The organism is Chitinibacter sp. SCUT-21 (genome assembly GCA_041874755.1).
Classification (GTDB): Bacteria; Pseudomonadota; Gammaproteobacteria; order Burkholderiales; family Chitinibacteraceae; genus Chitinibacter.
Genome location: CP102611.1, coordinates 1,728,021 through 1,747,021 on the forward strand (window position 1 = coordinate 1,728,021; position 19,001 = coordinate 1,747,021).

Consider the following 19,001-nt stretch of genomic DNA (forward strand, 5'->3'; position numbering starts at 1 on the left):
TCATATTCCAGTATATCCAAGTTGCAAACAGCGTTTTACCATAGACCTTTATTTTGCAGTACAGCATGAAAGGCATCAGGTCATCGCATGGATAACGGCACGATCTTCTTCCGAACCGAGTTGGGTAACCATGAATTGCAAACCCGCTCCCCTGGTTTTCCCATCAAGCAACGCCAACTCTTATTCCTGATTGATGGGCAAAAACGAATTTCTGACTTGGCCGCTTTTAATGCCGACCTTGAAGACCTCAAGCTAAAGCTAGTGAAACTGCAAGAACAAGGCTTGATCAGTACCAAATCGATACCAGCCCCCACACCACTGCCAACAATTTTCGACCCAACTATTCAGCAACTGCCTGAGCCGAAAAAAAGCAGCGGCAATGCTTTGCCATCGGCCAAAGCATTGCAAAATGTACGGCGCATTATTGCAATGACGGATCAAACCTATTTGGGCAATAAGCTTGAATACATGCTGCTGGACGTGTTTGATGTGATGAAAAGCGCCGAAGATTTGCAGTTTTGCATCGATCGCTGGCAAAAATCGCTGCGCGAAGCCGGTCTTGCTGAAATGGCCGACGCGTATATGTGGCAAGTGCGCAGCGCGCTAAGCGACTAAACGCGCCGACTAATTAATTAAGCTAGCCAGTAATTGCGTTTCAAGCAGCGTCCAATCGGGTGCTGTTTCGCTTTCTACGATCACTTCAAAACGGCTATCGCGGCGATATGCACTTGGTGCTGCGCCAACCATGCCATCAACCCAATCGAAGCGATACCAATCACGCTCGGTTTGAAAAACGCCTTTGGCGCGTGTTAAACCTTGTAAACCGCACTCTGCAGGTTGACACAGTGCTTCGAATAAAGCTGCGATTTTAGCGCTGCTAAACAGTGTTGCTGGCGAAAAAATCCAGCCACAGCTGTGCGAACCCAAGCTCGATTGCGTTTTACGCACCGGCCATACTGCCGGCATTTGCTCTGTGCTGGTATCGAGCTTTTTACGCGGCATTAAACGATGTGCAGTTACTTGCGTTGGCTCGTTAGGCAACGCAGGCCAACGCTCGGGATGCAAGTCCAAATCCAGCAACTCAGCGCCAAAAACACCTTGCCGCGCCTGCGCAATCGCGAGCTTAGGTGGAAATTGTGCCGCCGCCATTTTTTCGGCCGCAGCAATTTGCTCTACGTCGGCCAAATCGCATTTATTCAGCACCAACACATCGGCCAACTGCAATTGATCGCGCCATGTTTCGTGCGTGGTATAGCGACTATCATTCAAATGCCGAGGATCGAGCAGCGTGACAATTGCGCGCAGTTCAAACGCACTGGCCAGCATAGGGTCACGCAACAAATCCACAATACCCGCCGGGTGTCCCAAACCAGAAGGCTCTATCAGCAAGCGATCTGGGCGAATACCCCGTGCCAACTTGGTCAGTGTAACGCGCAATTGCGGGCTGGTCGTGCAGCAAATACAGCCGCCGGGCACTTCGGCCACTTGCAAGCCCTCGCCTGCCGCCGACAAACTGGCGCCATCAATCCCGACTTCGCCAAATTCGTTAACGACAATCGCCCAATATTCATTCGCAGGCTTATTCGCCAGCAAATGCATCAGCGCAGTGGTTTTCCCGACGCCGAGAAAACCAGTAACGATATTAACGGGGATGGGCGTTTTAGCTTCACTCATGGCGTGGTTTCTTTATTCTGCGGCTTTAGGGGCGGGCTTGTGCTCGCGCTTTTTGCTCTCGTCGGTGTGCAGCAAGCTCATCGCCGCCCCCGACTGACCCGCCAATAATTTAGGCAGTACGTTTAAAGATTTGATTAGCGCGTCATCAATTAACGCTTGTTCTTCTTTGCGCGGAGGCTTGAGCACAAAGTTAGCGACTTCGGCTTTATTGCCAGGATGGCCAACACCTAAGCGCAAACGCCAAAAATTGGGCGTACCGAGATGCGCTTGAATATCGCGCAAGCCATTGTGACCGCCATGGCCGCCGCCTTGTTTCAGCTTGGCTAAACCCGGCGCGATATCGAGCTCGTCGTGCACGACCAAAATTTCATCGGGAAGGATTTTATAAAACTGCGCCAAAGCGACAACGGCCAAACCGCTGCGGTTCATAAAGGTTTGCGGCTGCAGCAACCAGACATCGTGGCCAGCCAAGTTCACGCGGCCAATCAGGCCGTGAAATTTACTGTCGTAGCGCAGCATAATTTTGCCATCGCGCGCCAATTGATCTACCAGCCAGAAACCCGCATTATGCCGCGTGGCTTCGTATTCAGCGCCTGGATTGCCCAAGCCGACGATTAACTTAATGGTCATTTTTTCTAACACATAAAAACGGATGTAGCGAGAATACCTGAGGAATTGCCATTTCGTGCCACTGGCTATAAAAAAACCCCGCCGTGGCGGGGTTTTTGCTGAGGCAAAAAGCGATTAGCCTTTCGCGCCGTTCAGCATAGATACAGCCAAGTCCGCGCCACGGAGCAACGAAACCAACTGTACGCCTTCTGGCAATACCAAGTCAGACAAGTGAACTGACAAGTTGCCCACTGCCAAGTTACCTTGGTCAACAGTGATGAATTCTGGCAATTTAGAAGCCACGCAACGAACTTGAACTTCGTTCAAGATGTTGCTGATCGCGCCGCCTTGCAACTTAACGCCTTGGCAAGTATCGCCGTTAACGAAGTGCAATGGTACTTTCAATTCGATCACAGATTCAGCAGTCACACGTTGGAAGTCAATGTGTTGTACTTGCTGTTTGAATGGGTGGTACTGAACTGCACGTACCAAAACTTGACCCGCAGCTGCGCCATCGATCGACAAGTTGATCAGTGCAGTGTGGAATTTTTCGTTTTGCAGCGTGTAGTACATGCTGTTGTGGTCCAGGCTGATTGCCGTTGGTTCTGCAGAACCACCGTAAACGATACCTGGCAATTGGCCAGCTTTACGCAGGCGGCGGCTCGCACCTGTACCCTGCTGTGCACGGCTTGTTGCGTTTAATTCAAAAGTCATTTTAAAGCTCCAGTATGGAAATAAACATACGCCCCCCGCGACCAGAGAAGCATACGATTCGGGGTATAACCCCAGAATTCTTTTACAACAAAGCCTACAGCGATATACCTGTAGGCTTTGGTTTTAGTCAACGAATAGACTAGACACCGACTCTTCGTTATTAATGCGGCGCATCGTTTCAGCCAACAGGCCAGCAATCGACACCACGCGCACACGACCACTTGCTTGCGCTTCTTCTGACACGGGGATCGTATCGGTTACAACGACTTCATCCAAAGCCGATTGCAAGATACGCTCAACCGCAGCGCCAGAGAATACTGGGTGAGTGGCATACGCCATAACCTTTTTCGCGCCGAATTTTTTCAGCGCTTCAGCCGCTTTACACAGGGTATTCGCGGTATCAATCATGTCGTCGATGATGATACAGGTGCGATCTTTCACATCACCGATGATGTGCATCACCTCAGCCACATTGGCTTTCGGGCGACGCTTGTCGATGATGGCCATATCCACACCCAACTGTTTCGCCATCGCCCGCGCACGCAATACGCCGCCAACGTCAGGCGATACAATCATCAAATCTTCGTGGTTCTTCGCACGAATATCGGCGAGCAAAACTGGCGTTGAGTAGATGTTGTCGACCGGAATATCGAAGAAACCTTGGATTTGGTCAGCATGTACATCAACCGTCAACACGCGATCAACACCTGCCACTTGCAGCATATTTGCCACGACTTTGGCAGAGATCGGCACGCGAGCCGAACGTGGGCGACGGTCTTGGCGTGCATAACCAAAGTACGGGATCGCTGCAGTAATACGGCCCGCAGAGGCGCGTTTTAAAGCATCGACCATCAACATCATTTCCATGATGTTGTCGTTGGTCGGTACACACGTTGATTGCAAGACGAAGACGTCGCGACCGCGAACATTTTCCAGCAATTCAACCGTCACTTCGCCATCCGAGAAACGGCCCACAGAGGCACGCCCCAAAGAAATATCGAGGTGATTTACTACACGTTCAGCAAGGCGCGGGTTAGCGTTGCCGGTAAAAACCATGAGGCTGTCGTAAGCCATTTCCGTTTCCTGAAAAAACGAAAAGCGTGTAATTGGTGAATTACACGCTTTTCTTTTTATAGGTGGCAGGGGAAGAAGGATTCGAACCTTCGCATGTCGGAATCAAAATCCGATGCCTTAACCAACTTGGCGACTCCCCTAACGATACTGTATCAAACTAATCGAACTGACTAATCAAGTACAAAATCGAGTAACTGGTGTTGACTCAGTGTTGAACTAACAAAACCGGTCATCTCTCTAGGAAGGCAGGATATTACGGCATTTGCTCGGTTTTGTGAAGTGTTTTTTTCAACATCTTTGTCAGTAAACCGGGCAAAAACACAACTTCCAGACCCTGTCATCAGCGCTGAACCATATTGGCTAAGCCACTGGATATGCTGAGCAATTTCTGGAAACTTTCTCACCGCTACGGCTTGCAAATCATTGTGCAATAAATCTGCATCGACCGTCCCATCGAGGATGCGGACTTTAAGCGATGGCGTATTCCTTGTCAACTCAGCATCGCCAAAAATCGCTGGCGTCGGCACGTGAACTTGCGGGTGCAAAACAACAAAACTGGCGGCTGGCGTCGTCACTGGCGTCATGATTTCGCCAATGCCCTCAACCAGCGCATTGCGGCCAAAAATAAAGAACGGTACATCGGCGCCCAGCTGCAAGCCCAAATCCATCAAAGGCTGGCGGCGCAGATTCACTTGCCATAAGCGATTAAGCGCCATCAGCACCGTCGCCGCATCCGAGCTCCCCCCGCCCATTCCGCCGCCCATCGGCAAGCGTTTGTCGACGCGAATATCTACGCCCAATTTCACCCCAGAATGCGCTTGCAATAATTTGGCCGCGCGCACGGTCAAGTCGGTTTCGGCGGGCACATTTGGCATGGGGTTGTGATGGACAATCTGGCCATCGTCACGCACGCGCAACCAAATCGTATCTTGGGCGTCGATCAGTTGAAAAATCGACTCGAGTAAATGATAGCCATCAGCTCGGCGGCCCACGATGTGCAAAAATAAATTTAGCTTGGCGGGCGCTGGATAGGCGGCAAAGCCCGCCTCATCTACTAGGGGGGTATAGCTCATGGTGCAGCGGTATTCCATTCGTTGATGATGATACGTACCTTGATATCATCACGGAGTAATTCAATTCGGTAAGGTAATGTGCCATCGCGGTAATCGCTAGCGCTAATTCGCCAACCATTTTGCACCAGCACATCGCCTTCGCGGGTAAATGGCTCATTAGGCTTGCTTTGGCCGCGCAACCACCAGCGCAAGCCGGAAACCGGTAGGCTGAGCCCAGTCAATTGCTGCAATAAAGCTTCTGGATCATTGGCTTGCTCGAGTTGATCGCCACGATTAAGTACCGCCGAGCTAATCACATCCCCCTGATAGTGCAGCACCAGCTCGGCCAAACCCGTGCCAAATGGCGTGGCGAGGCTCAGTTGATCCTGCTGCGGGCTAGCGATCCAGGTAAATTGGGCGGTATCCGATTGATTGGCTTGTCGGATATTCACTTTCCCGGTTGCAGAAAAGCCCGCCGGTGGTGGCGCGAGCGGGACTTGCGTACATGCGGCCAACAGCAGCGCCACGCTCGCGCAAGCGCATTTGAACCAACGTTTAACCATGTTACAAACCTAAACGCTGGCTCACTTCGAGCGCCACTTCATCATCGGGCTGCTGGGCGAGCACATCGCGCAAAATTTGCTGCGCACGTGTTTTATCACCTTGCATCCATAATACTTCTGCTAAATGTGCGCCGACCTCGGCGTCTGGCATGGCTTTAAATGCCTTTTCCAGTAAAGCTTGCGCTTCTTTCAATTTACCCTGCTTAAAGCGCAACCACCCCATCGAATCTTGAATGACCGGATTATCCGGCTGCTGCGCCAGAGCCATACTCAGATAGGTATCTGCCTCTGCGTAACGATTGGTACGATTCGCAAGAATATACCCCAAGGCATTCATTCCATTCACACTATTGGGAACCAAAGTTAGATAATGCCGTAAATCCGCCTCGGCCCCCGCAGTGTCGCCGTTTAAATCAAGGTACAACGATCGATCGTAATACAGCTCGGCTTGATCAGGAGCTTGAGCAATTGCTTCGCTCAACACGGCAATCGAGCGAGGCAAGTCTTTACGTTCGCGCCAAACTTGCGCACTCACCTGCGCCTTGTCCACCTTGTTTTGCGGCGTAACATCAGGCAATGCCGCCAGAGCCTGATCGGCCAATTGTTGCTGCCCTAGCTTGGCGTATAAACGCGGCAGACGCTGGGTCGCGGTGGCTTTACGCTCGCCCTCTGCCTTGCTATACCAATCGATCGCCAACTGATATTGGTGCCGTTGCTCTGCTAATTGTCCGAGGTATGGCGCCAGATGCCCCACACTTTTTGGGTTTAACTGGACGGAGCGCGTCAAATATTGCTGCGCTTTCGCGATTTCATTCACTTGCATCGCAACCAAACCGGCACCGACCAAGGCCTCAAGATGGTTTGGGTCTCGCGCCAACACCATTTCGTAATACTGACCAGCCTGAGCGTACTGCCCGGCATCCGCAGCAATCCGCGCCTGCGCGAGCACAATATTGCTCGACATCGGATTAGCTTTTGCCGCATCGCTTAATAGCTGACTCATCTGCGCATGATCAGCGCCTTCATTAAGTTGCACTTTATACAATACCGCTGGCTCCCATTGCGGGCGCAATTTCAACGCAGTGTCCAATTCTTGCTGAGCCATATCGACTTGCTGAGCATTTCCGTATGCAACGGCGCGTGCAAAATGAGCCTCAGGCATTGGTGCATAGGCATCACTCAGGCGTAAAGTCAATTGAAGCACGGCTTGGCGATCAACTTCTTTACCCCACAATTGATGCATTTGCATAAAGAATGGCGCAACTTCCTGCGGCTTAGCAGCAAACATTGCGTTGAGATGCACTTCAGCATCGGCAATCCGATTGCTGCGCAAGAGCAAGCTAATCATCAGCTGGCGAGCAGGCAAAGAACTAGGTGCGGTTGCGACCCAAATTTCAGTCGCTTCCTGTGCCAAAGCCAATTGACCAGAAGCCACGGCCAGCTGGGCCGCTCGTTGCGCCACTCGAGGATCTTTAGTGCGACGCGTTAAGTCCACCCATGCCTCGGCCGCCAGCGGAATATTGCCGCGCTGCGCGGCCACATCGCCCACCAAAAAGCGCATGACCATTTCATCATCGAGCTGTTGCTTGGGCAAAATCACTGGATCGTATTCTGGCACCTCCTCAGCTGGCGCACTCGCAACCGCCGAAGCAGCCGAGGATGCGGAACTTGGGGCCGTGAGTGTTGCACAACCCGTCACGCCCATTAATAAGAGCGAAGCGAGTAAAACTGAGATGCGCAAGGTCATAGATGATCCAATAAAAGCCAATGGCAATAAGAATGCCGATATTAGGTAAACTGCTGTTTAAAGTCCAACTGCAAGCGATTGATCATGCCTGAATTACCCGAAGTAGAAACCACTCGCCGTGGAATTGAAGCGCATTTGTTACACGAATGCATCAAAGAAATCATAGTGCGAAATGGCCGCCTACGCTGGCCCGTACCGCCCAACCTTTCTAGCCTTGCGACCAATCAGACTATCTTATCCATTCGCCGTCGAGCCAAATATTTACTGTTAGAGTTAAAGAACGGCACCATCATCATCCATTTAGGGATGTCCGGCAGCCTTCGGATACTCACAGAGGCATTTCCGGCTGAGAAACACGATCATATTGATTTGGTATTACAAAACGGTATTCGTTTGCGCTATCGCGATCCACGGCGTTTTGGCGCCTGGCTTTGGGCTGAAGGCAATCCACTACTACATCCTCACTTGGCAACCTTGGGGCCAGAGCCTCTTCATCAGGAATTTAACGCCGATTACCTATCAAGCCGTATAGTGAACAAACGCACTGCGATTAAACAGTTGATCATGGACAATCACATTGTCGTAGGCGTCGGCAATATCTATGCTTCCGAATCACTATTTCGCGCCAAGATCAATCCCAGCACCGCGGGGTGCGAACTGACAAGGCCGCAAATTAGTGTTTTATGCGAACACATCAAAGCCACATTAACCGAAGCCATTGCCGCTGGCGGTAGTACTTTGCGCGATTATGTCGATAGCGACGGCAAAGAAGGCTATTTTATGATCAATAGCTATGTTTACGGTCGAACTGGCAAACCTTGCCGCCTCTGCGGCACGCCGATTCTGTCAATTCGACAAGGACAGCGTGCAACTTTCTACTGTCCAAGCTGCCAAGATTGACAACTACATTAGCAAACGGCATAAATCATTATATGAAGACGGCTTACCCAGAGCCATGCCAATGACGCCAAGCGAACAGGGGACAAGATGAGTACCGAATACCTGCATCAACAAGAAGTCGCCGCCAATGACCATTTAGTGGCCAATTTTCAAGCCTATAGCGCTTGGCGTGGCAACCTAACGCACTCGATTGCCCAGTTATCGCGCTGGCTATCAGACCAAGATCTGAATGACTCGCAAACCACAATGCGCATTCAGAGCATGATCGAACGGCTAAAAGAAGACAAACTCAATATCGCTTTCGTTGCTGAATTCTCGCGCGGCAAGTCTGAACTCATCAACGCGATATTTTTTGCTCACTACGGCAAACGGATTCTGCCTTCAAGCGCAGGCCGGACAACTATGTGCCCAACCGAGCTGCTATACGATGGGAGCAAAGCACCTTGCTTACAATTGCTACCGATCGAAACGCGTGCAGACAATGTAACCACGGTTGAATATCGCCGCTACCAAGACGAATGGCACACCATTCCCTTGGATATCGATGATGCCGATTCAATGCAAGACACATTTAAAGAAATCGGTCGCACCCAGCGCGTCAATGTCGAAACCGCGAAGAAATTCGGTCTGTTTGATGAAACCGACCCAGATCAAGTCATCGCACTCGATGCCAATGGCCAGGTTGAAATCCCTTGCTGGCGTCATGCCATCATCAACTTCCCGCACCCATTGCTTGAACAAGGCTTGGTGATTCTCGATACCCCAGGTTTAAACGCCATCGGTACTGAGCCTGAGTTGACGCTAAATTTGCTGCCGAACGCGCACGCGATTTTGTTTATTTTGGCCGCCGACACGGGCGTGACTAAATCGGACATTGAAGTATGGCGTAACCATATTGTTCGCAATCAAAGCGGCAAGCGTGGCCGCCTCGTGGTCCTCAATAAAATCGACGGTTTGTGGGATGACCTTAAATCGAGCGACGAAATCGAAGCAGAAATCGTCAAGCAAGTAAAAACAACCGCTGATTTGTTGGCGATGCCCACATCGCAGGTTTACCCTGTTTCTGCACAAAAAGCGCTCGTTGCTAAAGTACAAAACGACGACAGCCTGCTGACCAAATCTCGTTTGCTAACACTTGAAAAAGCGCTATCGGATGACTTGCTACCTGGCAAACAAGATATCGTTCGCGATGCAACGCAAAGTGAAGTCGAGGACGTCGTCACCGCCGTGCGCGCAATTTTACAGGCACGCCAAGATGGCGTTGTAGAACAGCTCAACGAACTGACCGGCTTGCGCGGTAAAAACCAAGACGTTATCGCGCAGATGATGGAAAAAGTGCAGCAAGACAAGAAGCAATTTGAACAAGGCTTGGTGCGCTTTCAGGCGTTGCGCTCGGTCTTTACCCAGCAAACGAACAAGCTATTCTCACTGCTCGGCAAAGACGCGCTAAAAGCCGAGATCGATCGCATTCGTGATCAAATGGAGCGCAGTCTGTTCTCGTTTGGTGATGGCGGTCTATCTGCAACGATGGATAAATTCTTTGTTGACGTCAACGCTTCGATCACCAAATCAGCCGAGCAAGTGGCTGAAATCCAAGCGATGATGGCGGCGATGTATAAAAAATTCAGCGAAGAGCATGGCCTAGGCACCGCAACGCCACCGCCATTCTCCACCTTGAAATACCACAAAGAATTGGCGCGTTTGGAAAAATCATTCCGCGAGCATTTCAATACCGTTGGCAATTTGCTCACTACCAGCCGCGGTCGCCTAACGCATAAATTCTTTGAAACCGTCGCCAGCCGAGTGGTTTACGTGTTTGAAGTGGCCAATCGTGACGTGGAAAACTGGCTTAAAGCCGTCATGGCACCGATGGAAACGCAAGTGCGCGAACATCAATTGCAATTACGCCGCCGTCTTGAATCAATCAAACGCATCCACAAAGCGACCGATACCTTGGAAGATCGCATCCAAGAATTGGAAGAAATGCAGCGTCAGTTGGCCGAACAAATTGGCGAACTCAACGCGCAATTGCGTGGGGTGTACGGCGCCTTGCACGCAGATATGCAGCAAAAAGCCGCTTAAGCTTTTACATTCAGCAAAAAATCGCCGCCCACGATCTCATCGTCGGCGGCGATTTTTATTCACGCCAATCAAACCCCATCCTCGCTTGCCCTGCCCTGCCTTGCGCAGCCATAATCAAACTTTCTTGCCCTCGGTTGTCCGCCATGAACGATGATATTGTCTTAGAGATTTGCGCCGGTTCAGTCACGTCTTGCCTAGCCGCACAGGAAGGCGGCGCACAGCGCGTTGAATTTTGCGACAATCTGCTAGAGGGCGGCACCACCCCGTCGTTTGGCCAACTGGCCGCTGCCCGTGATCGGCTGTGGATCACGCTCAACGCCATCATTCGCCCACGTGGCGGCGACTTTTTGTATTCCGACCTAGAGTTTGAAGTGATGGAGCGCGATGTACTGGCGTGCAAGAAGATAGGGGTAGATGGTATTGTCATCGGACTATTGAATCACGATGGTTCCATCGACATACCCCGAACTCGTCGTTTGGTTGAGTTAGCTGGCCCCATGCCCGTCACCTTCCACCGTGCTTTTGACGTTGCACGTGACCCGCAACAAGCGCTGGAAGACATCATTAGCACCGGTTGCACGCGACTTCTATCGAGCGGCCAAGCTGCGACGGCGCTAGAGGGTGCATCCTTACTCAAGCAACTGCAAGAACAAGCTGGCAATCGTCTGATCGTTATGCCGGGAGCCGGCGTGCGTGAGCACAATATCGCCGAGCTGGTCGAAAAAACGGCATGTCGCGAGTTTCATAGCTCGGGTCGCGCCGCATTTAGCAGCGCAATGACTTACCACAACCCAAACGTCAAAATGGGCGCACCAGGTCAGGACGAGTATCGTTTGATCGAAACGGATGCTAACTTGGTCCGCGCTTTACTCAAAAATGCGCGAGGATGTGCAACTTAATTACACGCAACCATCCATCACTTACACAAAAACAATGTTTTGATTTACATTAGTAGTTTCATTCAAATGCCACGCGGCAGGAAAGAAACACCATGTCACTTCAAAACAAAGTTGCTTTGATCACCGGCTCCACCAGTGGTATCGGCTTGGGTATTGCCCGCGCGTTGGCGAAAGAAGGCGCCACAATCGTCCTCAATGGTTTGGGCGACCCGACGCAGATTGAGCAAACTCGCGCCACACTGGCTGCGGAGTTTGGCGTGACGGTGCACTTCATCGGCGCCGACCTCACCCAAGCCAGCGCGGTTGAAGCCATGATTCGAGAAGTAGAGAGCCGCTGTGGTCAGCTGGATATTTTGGTGAACAATGCGGGCATGCAGCACGTAAGCCCGATTGAAGACTTCCCGCCAGAAAAATACGATCTCATTATTGCGCTCAATCTCTCGGCTGCTTTCCATGCCATTCGTTTAGCGGTACCCGGCATGAAAACCCGTGGCTGGGGTCGAATTATCAATATTGCCTCGGCCCATGCCTTGGTGGCCTCCCCCTTCAAATCGGCTTATGTGGCATCAAAACACGCCATTTTAGGCTTAACCAAAACCGTTGCGCTCGAAGTGGCGGAACACGGGGTCACAGTCAACGCGATTTGCCCAGGCTACGTAATGACTCCGCTGGTAGAAAAACAAATCCCAGACACCGCCAAAGCACGTGGCATCAGTGAAGAAGAAGTAATTCGTGATGTATTGCTCTATGCCCAATCAACGAAAAAATTTGTTGAAGTCGAAGAGCTTGGCAGTCTTGCCGCTTTTTTATGCTCCGACGGCGCACGCTCAATGACCGGGATCGCACTCCCTGTCGATGGCGGCTGGACTGCACACTAACCACACAGGCAGGTTTTAATCAGCAGCCTCACGCATGAGCGCGCTTTTAAAGGAAGAAATCCATCCATGGCCAAACAAAAACGTAAGATCGCGATTGCCTGCCAGGGCGGCGGGAGCCAAACCGCTTTTACTGCAGGCGCACTCAAAGCACTCTTTGAGGCGGGCTTTAGTGAACACTATCAATTAGTCAGTATTACCGGCACTTCAGGCGGGGCTTTATGCGCCACTTTAATGTGGTATGCGATTGCCAAAAATGACCCATATCTGCCGAAGCGCATGCTTGATTTTTGGGCGGACAACACGGCGCAATCTGCGGCTGAATCACAATTCAATCATTATGTTGTTGAGTCGATTCGTGCAGTAAATCGTGGCCAAATGCCACAATATAACTTAAGCCCGTACTCACCAATCATGCAAATCATGGCAAGCATGAGTACATCCAATTTACGCAAAAACTTCACCGATTTTCGTGGTCTACTCGAACAGCACATCGACTTTGCCGAACTGCAACGATTGGGACCTCAACCTCAATTACCTGCATTAATTCTGGGCGCCGCCGAAGTGCTTACCGGTACCTTAGCGAAGTTTAATTCACGCACCGAAGCCATTCGTGTCGAGCATATTTTGGCCTCATGTGCAGTACCCAATATTTTTGAAGCGGTTGAATTTGACGGCAAAGCCTATTGGGATGGCCTCTTTTCCGACAACCCACCGGTCGATGAAGTCATCAAGCCTGAGATGGTGGGCTTAGAAAACCTGCCCGAAGAAGTTTGGGTCATTAAGATCAACCCGAATGGTTGCAGCGAAGTACCTAAATCACCGGAAGCGATTTCAGACCGCCGCAATGAATTAATCGGGAATATGTCTTTATTCCAACAGCTCACCAGCATTCGCACCTTGAACGAGCTATTACTGAAAGACGCATTTAAACCCGAGTTTTTAGCTTCGCGTGGCATTCAAAAGCCGATTTTGCTACCCAAATGCCTCAGCAGCGATGAAGTTCGACCGTATCACATTCCATTTATTGAAATGTCAGAAGAGATCCAAAAAACGCTCGACTATGAAAGCAAGCTCGATCGCAGTAAAGAAAATATCGAGCGTTTAATGGCGGATGGGGAAAAACAGGCTCAGGCCTTTATTGTGGAACGGATCGCTGCACTAAAGTAACACTCAGCAGTATACGCTCCTAAAACCGACAAATAGAGGGGTAGAAAGCAATACCCCTCTAACTTAAATTATCGATTTAAATTACAGCGATTCGTCTACCTTCTGCCGCACTTTGCCGCGCCAAATCCAGCAACCACATCACATCACGCGCTTCGCGGGCCGGAACCGGGTTGGGGGCCCTGCCGAGCATTGCATCGCGAATTGCCGCATAGTAGGCTGCGTAATCACCTTGCGGCAAGGGCAGCGATTCGCTCGAAATTTGCTCATTATTTGAACGGTATAGCTGTGCACTGCGCGTCTCTTGGCCCCACTCAGCAAGATCGGGACGCAAACCCGCTTTAAGCCAGCCTTCTTGCATATCCAAACCATCCACTTGATAAGCCGCATCAGTTCCTTGCACCAAAAAACGTGGCGTTCCGCCGTGAACTAATGTACTCGCCGACAACACTGCACGCATGGTTTTGTAGTGCAGAACCACATGAAAATCATCAACCGCCTGCGCTCCATCGCGACGCAATGCCAAATCTGCACTCACACTATCTGGCAAGCCAAACAATCGTAACGCTTGATCAACTAAATGTGGCCCAAGGTCGTACCACAGCCCAGCCCCCGGCACATTTGCTTCGCGCCAACGCTGGCGCACTTGCGGGCGAAAGCGATCAAAATGCGAATTAAACTGGGTCACACGCCCCAAGGTCTTTTGCGCTAACAGCGATTGCAATTGCAAAAAGTCGCTATCCCAACGGCGGTTATGAAAGACCGATAGTATTTTGCCCGCCTCATCCGCTCGTTGCACTAAGTCATCGGCCTCATGCAAATCAAGGGTAAACGGTTTATCGATCACCACATGCTTGCCTGCGGCCAGAGCCGCACGGGCCAATGGATAATGGGTGTCATTCGGCGTGGCAATCACGACCAAATCCAAACCTGGATGGGTAATTAAACGGTCCGGCTCAGTTTTAACCACCATTTCAGGCCAATCAGCCAGCACGTCCGCAGGGCGTGAAGTGGCAATTGCCGTGAGTTTTAAACCCGGTGTTGCATCAATTAATGGGGCATGAAAAGTTTTAGCGGCATAGCCATACGCAATCAGCCCAACACGTAAAAGATTATTTGCCGTCAAAACAAAGCCCCCATTTTTTCTTCAGTTTCTATTTATATCGGATCGACGACATTTTGTCTGTAAGGCTTTTACTTACAAGATCGACGGCATGGGCGAGCAAAGAGCGGCAAGCGCATCAACCCGTTACTCCATCAAACTAACACTTGTCGGACTTCTACAAAGAAACGCTGCATCAGCCGTTCAATTCGTGGGTCGAGCAGCGTCTCTGGTCTTCGCCCATGTGGACACGGCAAACTCGTAGTGGTTCCAAACACGCGACAAATTAAGGGACGTTCGGCATAAACAGTGCAGCCGTTTTCCCCCAAATGCGGGCAGTTATATTCCGCCAGCGCGGCTTCACGCTGGGCGGCCGATTTAGGCGGCAAGCGAGCGATTTCAACGCTCGACGTCGTCACGGGACCACAACAATCGTGGCAGCCATCGATACAGCGAAAACTGGGAATTTGTGCGCGCAAATAACGAACTTGCTCGGCTTGCTCAAACGCGTCCATCAAGGTGCGGCTCGCAACATATCAACGTGCGCGATGCCATCTTCGTCATATTCGTCGCTAATCGTGACAAAGCCATGACGCGCATAAAAAGATTGTAAATGGGCTTGCGCACCAATGCGGTTAGCTTGCTTGGGGTATTGCTCTGCAGCGCCTAATAGACCTTGCTCAATCAGCACATGCCCCAAACCAGTACCTCGCGTGCTTGCAGCAGTAATAACGCGCCCCAAGGAAGGCTCGGCAAATTTCAGACCTGGCGGCACCAAGCGCAAGCAGGCCACAATCTCATCGCCCTGCCACGCCAGCAAATGCGTTGATACCAAGTCCAGCTCGTCAATATCGGGATAGGCGCAGTTTTGCTCGACCACAAAGACGTGTTGCCGTAAACGCAAATACTTAAACAAGGTCAACGTATCCAATTCATCGAATCGATACCAACGCCAAACTAAATCCATGAGTTTCCCCCAAAAAAATAAAAGCCCAACCGAAGTTAGGCTTTTATTTCGCAACGTTCCTAGCGCTTAACCGCCGATACGCTCACGCCATTTCGCCACTTGCACCAGTACTTGGAATGGCGCAGTGCCACCCACGTGATTACGCGCGTCGAGCGAGCCTTGCAAGGTCAGCACTTGCTGTACGTCGTCTTCGATCAATGGCGAGAATGATTTGAGTTCAACCAGCGTCAGATCCGCCAAATCTTTTTTCTTTTCTTCGGCGTAACGCACCGCCAGCGCCACGGCTTCGTGTGCGTCACGGAATGGCAGGCCGCGTTTCACCAGATAATCAGCCAAGTCGGTCGCAGTCGCAAAGCCTTGCTTGGCTGCGCGTTCCATCGCTTCTGGTTTCACGGTAATGCCGCGCATCATATCGGCGTAAATACGCAATGTGTCGGTCAGCGTGTCGACGGTGTCAAATAGGCCTTCTTTGTCTTCTTGGTTGTCTTTGTTGTACGCCAGTGGTTGACCTTTCATCAGCGTGAGCAAGGCCACCAAATGACCATTTACACGACCGGTTTTACCGCGCACCAACTCTGGCACGTCAGGGTTTTTCTTTTGCGGCATGATCGAAGAGCCGGTACAGAAACGGTCAGCGATATCGATAAAGCCGTAACGTGGACTCATCCACAAAATCAATTCTTCTGACAGGCGCGACAAGTGCGTCATGATCAGTGCGCCAGCGGCAGTAAATTCAATCGCGAAATCGCGATCTGACACCGCGTCGAGCGAGTTTTCGCAAATGCCTTCAAAGCCGAGCAATTTAGCGGTAATCGTACGATCGATTGGGAAAGTCGTACCCGCCAACGCCGCCGAGCCCAAAGGCATGCGGTTGACGCGTTTACGCGCGTCAGCCAGACGCTCAGCGTCGCGACCGAGCATTTCAACGTAGGCGAGCATATGGTGGCCAAACGTCACTGGCTGCGCCACTTGCAAATGGGTAAAGCCGGGCATCACGGTGCTGGCGTTTTTTTCGGCCAATTCGACCAGCGAGCGCTGCAAGTCGCGCACCAAACCGAGCAGCACGTCGATCGCACCGCGCAGATACAGGCGGATGTCGGTCGCCACTTGGTCGTTACGCGAACGGCCAGTGTGCAGGCGTTTACCAGCGTCGCCGATTTTATCGGTCAGGCGGCGCTCGATATTCATGTGAACGTCTTCTAAATCCAAGCTCCACTCAAAACGACCGGCGCGGATATCGTCGAGAATATCGGCCATGCCGCCTTGGATCGCGCGCAAATCTTCGTCTGACAATACGCCTACTTGATTGAGCATACCGGCATGCGCCAATGAGCCCTGAATGTCGACTTCTGCCATGCGGTTATCGAAAAAGACCGAAGCGGTGTAGCGTTTAACCAGCTCAGAAACAGGCTCGTTAAAACGGCCAGACCAGGTTTTATTGGCGGAATCAGACATTGCGGGGGTTCCGGAAAGAGGATAAGAAAACAGCGCCGATTATACGGGAAAACTGCTGGGCAGCGCAGAGTATGTCGCTCTGCGGAAGGGGACAATAGGCGGCAACATCCTCAAAGAGGATACACCGCCGGAGTATTACCCCCTGAATTAATATCAAAAAGAATCAGCGAGCAATACCCAATAGTTTCTTAGCGATTAAGGATCTGTAATTCGGCTTCAGTCAAAAAGCGCCACTCGCCCAATTCCAAATTCAAATCAGCCAATTGCAAATCGCCAATCGCCACCCGCGTTAAAGCGGCGCAATGATTGCCGGCGGCAGCGAGCATGCGTTTCACTTGGTGGTATTTACCCTGTTCGAGCACGATTTCGATTTGATTGTCGCCGCGTTTAATCGCCGACACCGCTGCAATTGGCGCGTCCTCGTCGATGAGTTGCACGCCGGCCAATAGTTCGGCCACCAGCTTGTCGGTGACTGGCTCAGCCGTCGTCGCTACATATGTTTTTGGTTGATGACGCTTCGGTGAGCTTTGCGCATGAATAAACGCGCCGTCGTCCGACAGCAGCAACATACCCGTCGTATCGTGATCGAGACGCCCCACCGGCTGCACATCGCGCCATTCCATATTTTCTGGCAGCAAGGTCAGCACCGCAGGGTGATGCGTGGGCTTGCGCGAGCACTCGTAACCGCTGGGTTTATTCAGTACCAAATACACTTTTTCGCGGTATTGCCACTCTTCGTCAAACACCGTGAACTGCAAACCTTCGGGGTCGAACTCGGTTTTCCATTTGGTCACCAGCTCGCCATTGACTTTCACCTCGCCCTCTTCAATCAGATCGCGACAGCCTTTGCGCGAGCCAAATCCCTGACTTTGTAAAATACGATCTAAAGAGGTTTTTTTCATTTTTCAGCCTTTAACAACAAACAGTTCACCGCAAGGACGCCATTGTAATTCTTGCTCGAGCGCCGTGCTGTTTTTTTGCAATCAAACGCAAAAAGCCGGAGAATGCGCAGCTTCAGGAGAGATTTAAGCGTTTGAAATTTAAGCGCTATATTAGAACAATGTCATTCTCGCTGTAAGCGCCCTGCGCAGCGAACAAAAGGGACGAGCGTGCGATTGCACAGCCTATTGAGTTTTATCTGCCTAAGCCTGCTGGCTTTGAGCGCAAATGCCGCCCAGGTTTTGCGGGTTCTATCATGGCCTGGCTATGCCGAGCCCGAACAAGTACGCCAATTTGAAGCAAAGTATGATGCGAAGCTTGAAATCACCATTGTGGGCGGCGATGACGAGCTGTGGCTGAAAGCCAGCAAAAATAAAGGCCAAAATTACGATGTGATCGCGCTGAACACTGCAATTTTACAAACCTTTATCGACCAAGGTTTAGTGCAGGCCATCAATCCCAAGCAGATTCCTAATCTTAAATATCAACTGCCGCGCTTTCGGCAAATTGCCAGCTTATCGCGTAATAAGCAGCAATATGCGGTGCCCTACACCTACTCAGAAATGGGCCTAATTTATAACCGCAAGCTAGTGAAATCTCCGCCACAATCGATTAGCGAATTATGGAATCCCACCTATCGGGATCAAGTCCTGATATTCAATGGCAGCGCGCACAACTTTAGCTTGGCCGCGATGCAACTGGGCTACTCAAATCCGTTTCAGCTCAGCGACAAACAAATCGCCAATAGCACGAAAAAACTAGTCGATCTGCGGCAAAATGTATTTAAGTTCTACAATACGCCAGAGGAAGCGACTCGCTTATTCACCAATAATCAGATCGCTTTAATTCACGCTAATTTTGGCCATCAACAAGTGATGTCCTTACGAAAAGCTGGCGCGGATATTGCCTACATCATCCCAAAGGAAGGCGCGCTAGCTTGGCTCGACTGTTGGGCGATTCTGGCAGGAGCCAAAAATATGGAGCTCGCGCATCAATGGATTAATTTCACGCTCAACAAAGAAATGAGCCAGCAATTAATCAACAAGCAAGGCTTGAATAACACCCGCCAAGAATCGCAGCACAATGTCGATCACCGCAAACTCATCTGGCTGGAGCCGGTGGAAAATGCAACCGAGCGCTCTAATTTATGGTCGCGGGTTGTAAGCGGACATAAAAAATAAT

19 protein-coding genes and 1 tRNA gene are annotated in these 19,001 nt (G+C 51.0%); 7 read left to right on the plus strand and 13 right to left on the minus strand.

Annotated features, from left to right (window positions below):
* Positions 1 to 87 precede the first annotated feature (87 nt).
* Positions 88 to 615, plus strand: a complete 528-nt coding sequence (locus NT239_08040) for a hypothetical protein (protein ID XGA69755.1) — start codon at positions 88 to 90, stop codon at positions 613 to 615.
* Positions 616 to 624: 9 nt separating this feature from the next.
* Here the strand turns inward: NT239_08040 and NT239_08045 are convergent, their stop codons facing one another.
* From NT239_08045 to NT239_08080, 8 genes are all read right to left on the minus strand, one after another.
* On the minus strand, positions 625 to 1,674 hold the full coding sequence (locus NT239_08045; protein ID XGA69756.1) for a GTP-binding protein: 1,050 nt from the start codon (positions 1,672 to 1,674) through the stop codon (positions 625 to 627).
* A 12-nt stretch (positions 1,675 to 1,686) separates the two neighbouring features.
* Positions 1,687 to 2,304: an aminoacyl-tRNA hydrolase gene (pth, locus tag NT239_08050; GenBank protein XGA69757.1), complete on the minus strand. Its 618-nt coding sequence runs from the start codon at positions 2,302 to 2,304 to the stop codon at positions 1,687 to 1,689.
* 114 nt (positions 2,305 to 2,418) lie between these two features.
* A complete protein-coding gene (locus NT239_08055; protein ID XGA69758.1) occupies positions 2,419 to 2,997 on the minus strand; it encodes a 50S ribosomal protein L25/general stress protein Ctc in 579 nt (192 codons plus the stop codon).
* 123 nt (positions 2,998 to 3,120) lie between these two features.
* Complete coding sequence (locus NT239_08060) at positions 3,121 to 4,071, minus strand: ribose-phosphate pyrophosphokinase (protein ID XGA69759.1); 951 nt, start codon at positions 4,069 to 4,071, stop codon at positions 3,121 to 3,123.
* A 63-nt stretch (positions 4,072 to 4,134) separates the two neighbouring features.
* Positions 4,135 to 4,211 (minus strand) — tRNA-Gln (locus NT239_08065).
* Between the two features lie 30 nt (positions 4,212 to 4,241).
* Complete coding sequence (gene ispE / locus NT239_08070) at positions 4,242 to 5,144, minus strand: 4-(cytidine 5'-diphospho)-2-C-methyl-D-erythritol kinase (GenBank protein XGA69760.1); 903 nt, start codon at positions 5,142 to 5,144, stop codon at positions 4,242 to 4,244.
* Complete coding sequence (gene lolB, locus NT239_08075) at positions 5,141 to 5,686, minus strand: lipoprotein insertase outer membrane protein LolB (protein ID XGA69761.1); 546 nt, start codon at positions 5,684 to 5,686, stop codon at positions 5,141 to 5,143. The genes ispE and lolB overlap by 4 nt, the downstream gene beginning before the upstream one ends.
* Before the next feature lies 1 nt (position 5,687).
* A complete protein-coding gene (locus tag NT239_08080) occupies positions 5,688 to 7,433 on the minus strand; it encodes a tetratricopeptide repeat protein (protein ID XGA69762.1) in 1,746 nt (581 codons plus the stop codon).
* 84 nt (positions 7,434 to 7,517) lie between these two features.
* Between NT239_08080 and mutM the strand changes: the two genes are divergently transcribed.
* The 5 genes from mutM to NT239_08105 all read left to right on the plus strand — a co-directional run bounded on the left by mutM (position 7,518) and on the right by NT239_08105 (position 13,359).
* Complete coding sequence (gene mutM, locus NT239_08085) at positions 7,518 to 8,333, plus strand: bifunctional DNA-formamidopyrimidine glycosylase/DNA-(apurinic or apyrimidinic site) lyase (GenBank protein XGA69763.1); 816 nt, start codon at positions 7,518 to 7,520, stop codon at positions 8,331 to 8,333.
* An 87-nt stretch (positions 8,334 to 8,420) separates the two neighbouring features.
* Entirely contained in the window at positions 8,421 to 10,415 is a 1,995-nt protein-coding gene (locus tag NT239_08090; GenBank protein ID XGA69764.1) for a dynamin family protein, read from the plus strand.
* A gap of 143 nt (positions 10,416 to 10,558) precedes the next feature.
* Complete coding sequence (locus NT239_08095; GenBank protein ID XGA69765.1) at positions 10,559 to 11,314, plus strand: copper homeostasis protein CutC; 756 nt, start codon at positions 10,559 to 10,561, stop codon at positions 11,312 to 11,314.
* Between the two features lie 92 nt (positions 11,315 to 11,406).
* Positions 11,407 to 12,192 carry a 3-hydroxybutyrate dehydrogenase gene (locus NT239_08100; GenBank protein ID XGA69766.1) on the plus strand — a complete coding sequence of 262 codons (786 nt, stop codon included), beginning with the start codon at positions 11,407 to 11,409 and terminating at the stop codon, positions 12,190 to 12,192.
* A gap of 66 nt (positions 12,193 to 12,258) precedes the next feature.
* Complete coding sequence (locus NT239_08105; protein ID XGA69767.1) at positions 12,259 to 13,359, plus strand: patatin-like phospholipase family protein; 1,101 nt, start codon at positions 12,259 to 12,261, stop codon at positions 13,357 to 13,359.
* 76 nt (positions 13,360 to 13,435) lie between these two features.
* Here the strand turns inward: NT239_08105 and NT239_08110 are convergent, their stop codons facing one another.
* The 5 genes from NT239_08110 to NT239_08130 all read right to left on the minus strand — a co-directional run bounded on the left by NT239_08110 (position 13,436) and on the right by NT239_08130 (position 17,782).
* The gene (locus NT239_08110) at positions 13,436 to 14,482 is read right to left on the minus strand and encodes an oxidoreductase (GenBank protein XGA69768.1); all 1,047 of its coding nucleotides are present in this window, start codon (positions 14,480 to 14,482) and stop codon (positions 13,436 to 13,438) included.
* 131 nt (positions 14,483 to 14,613) lie between these two features.
* The gene (locus tag NT239_08115; GenBank protein ID XGA69769.1) at positions 14,614 to 14,973 is read right to left on the minus strand and encodes a YkgJ family cysteine cluster protein; all 360 of its coding nucleotides are present in this window, start codon (positions 14,971 to 14,973) and stop codon (positions 14,614 to 14,616) included.
* The gene (locus tag NT239_08120) at positions 14,973 to 15,425 is read right to left on the minus strand and encodes a GNAT family N-acetyltransferase (protein ID XGA69770.1); all 453 of its coding nucleotides are present in this window, start codon (positions 15,423 to 15,425) and stop codon (positions 14,973 to 14,975) included. Before NT239_08120 ends, NT239_08115 begins: the two co-directional genes overlap by 1 nt.
* A 66-nt stretch (positions 15,426 to 15,491) precedes the next feature.
* On the minus strand, positions 15,492 to 16,880 hold the full coding sequence (argH, locus tag NT239_08125) for an argininosuccinate lyase (GenBank protein XGA69771.1): 1,389 nt from the start codon (positions 16,878 to 16,880) through the stop codon (positions 15,492 to 15,494).
* A gap of 188 nt (positions 16,881 to 17,068) precedes the next feature.
* Positions 17,069 to 17,782, minus strand: a complete 714-nt coding sequence (locus NT239_08130; GenBank protein ID XGA69772.1) for an rRNA pseudouridine synthase — start codon at positions 17,780 to 17,782, stop codon at positions 17,069 to 17,071.
* 207 nt (positions 17,783 to 17,989) lie between these two features.
* Between NT239_08130 and NT239_08135 the strand changes: the two genes are divergently transcribed.
* Positions 17,990 to 19,000, plus strand: a complete 1,011-nt coding sequence (locus tag NT239_08135) for an extracellular solute-binding protein (GenBank protein XGA69773.1) — start codon at positions 17,990 to 17,992, stop codon at positions 18,998 to 19,000.
* Position 19,001 lies beyond the last annotated feature (1 nt).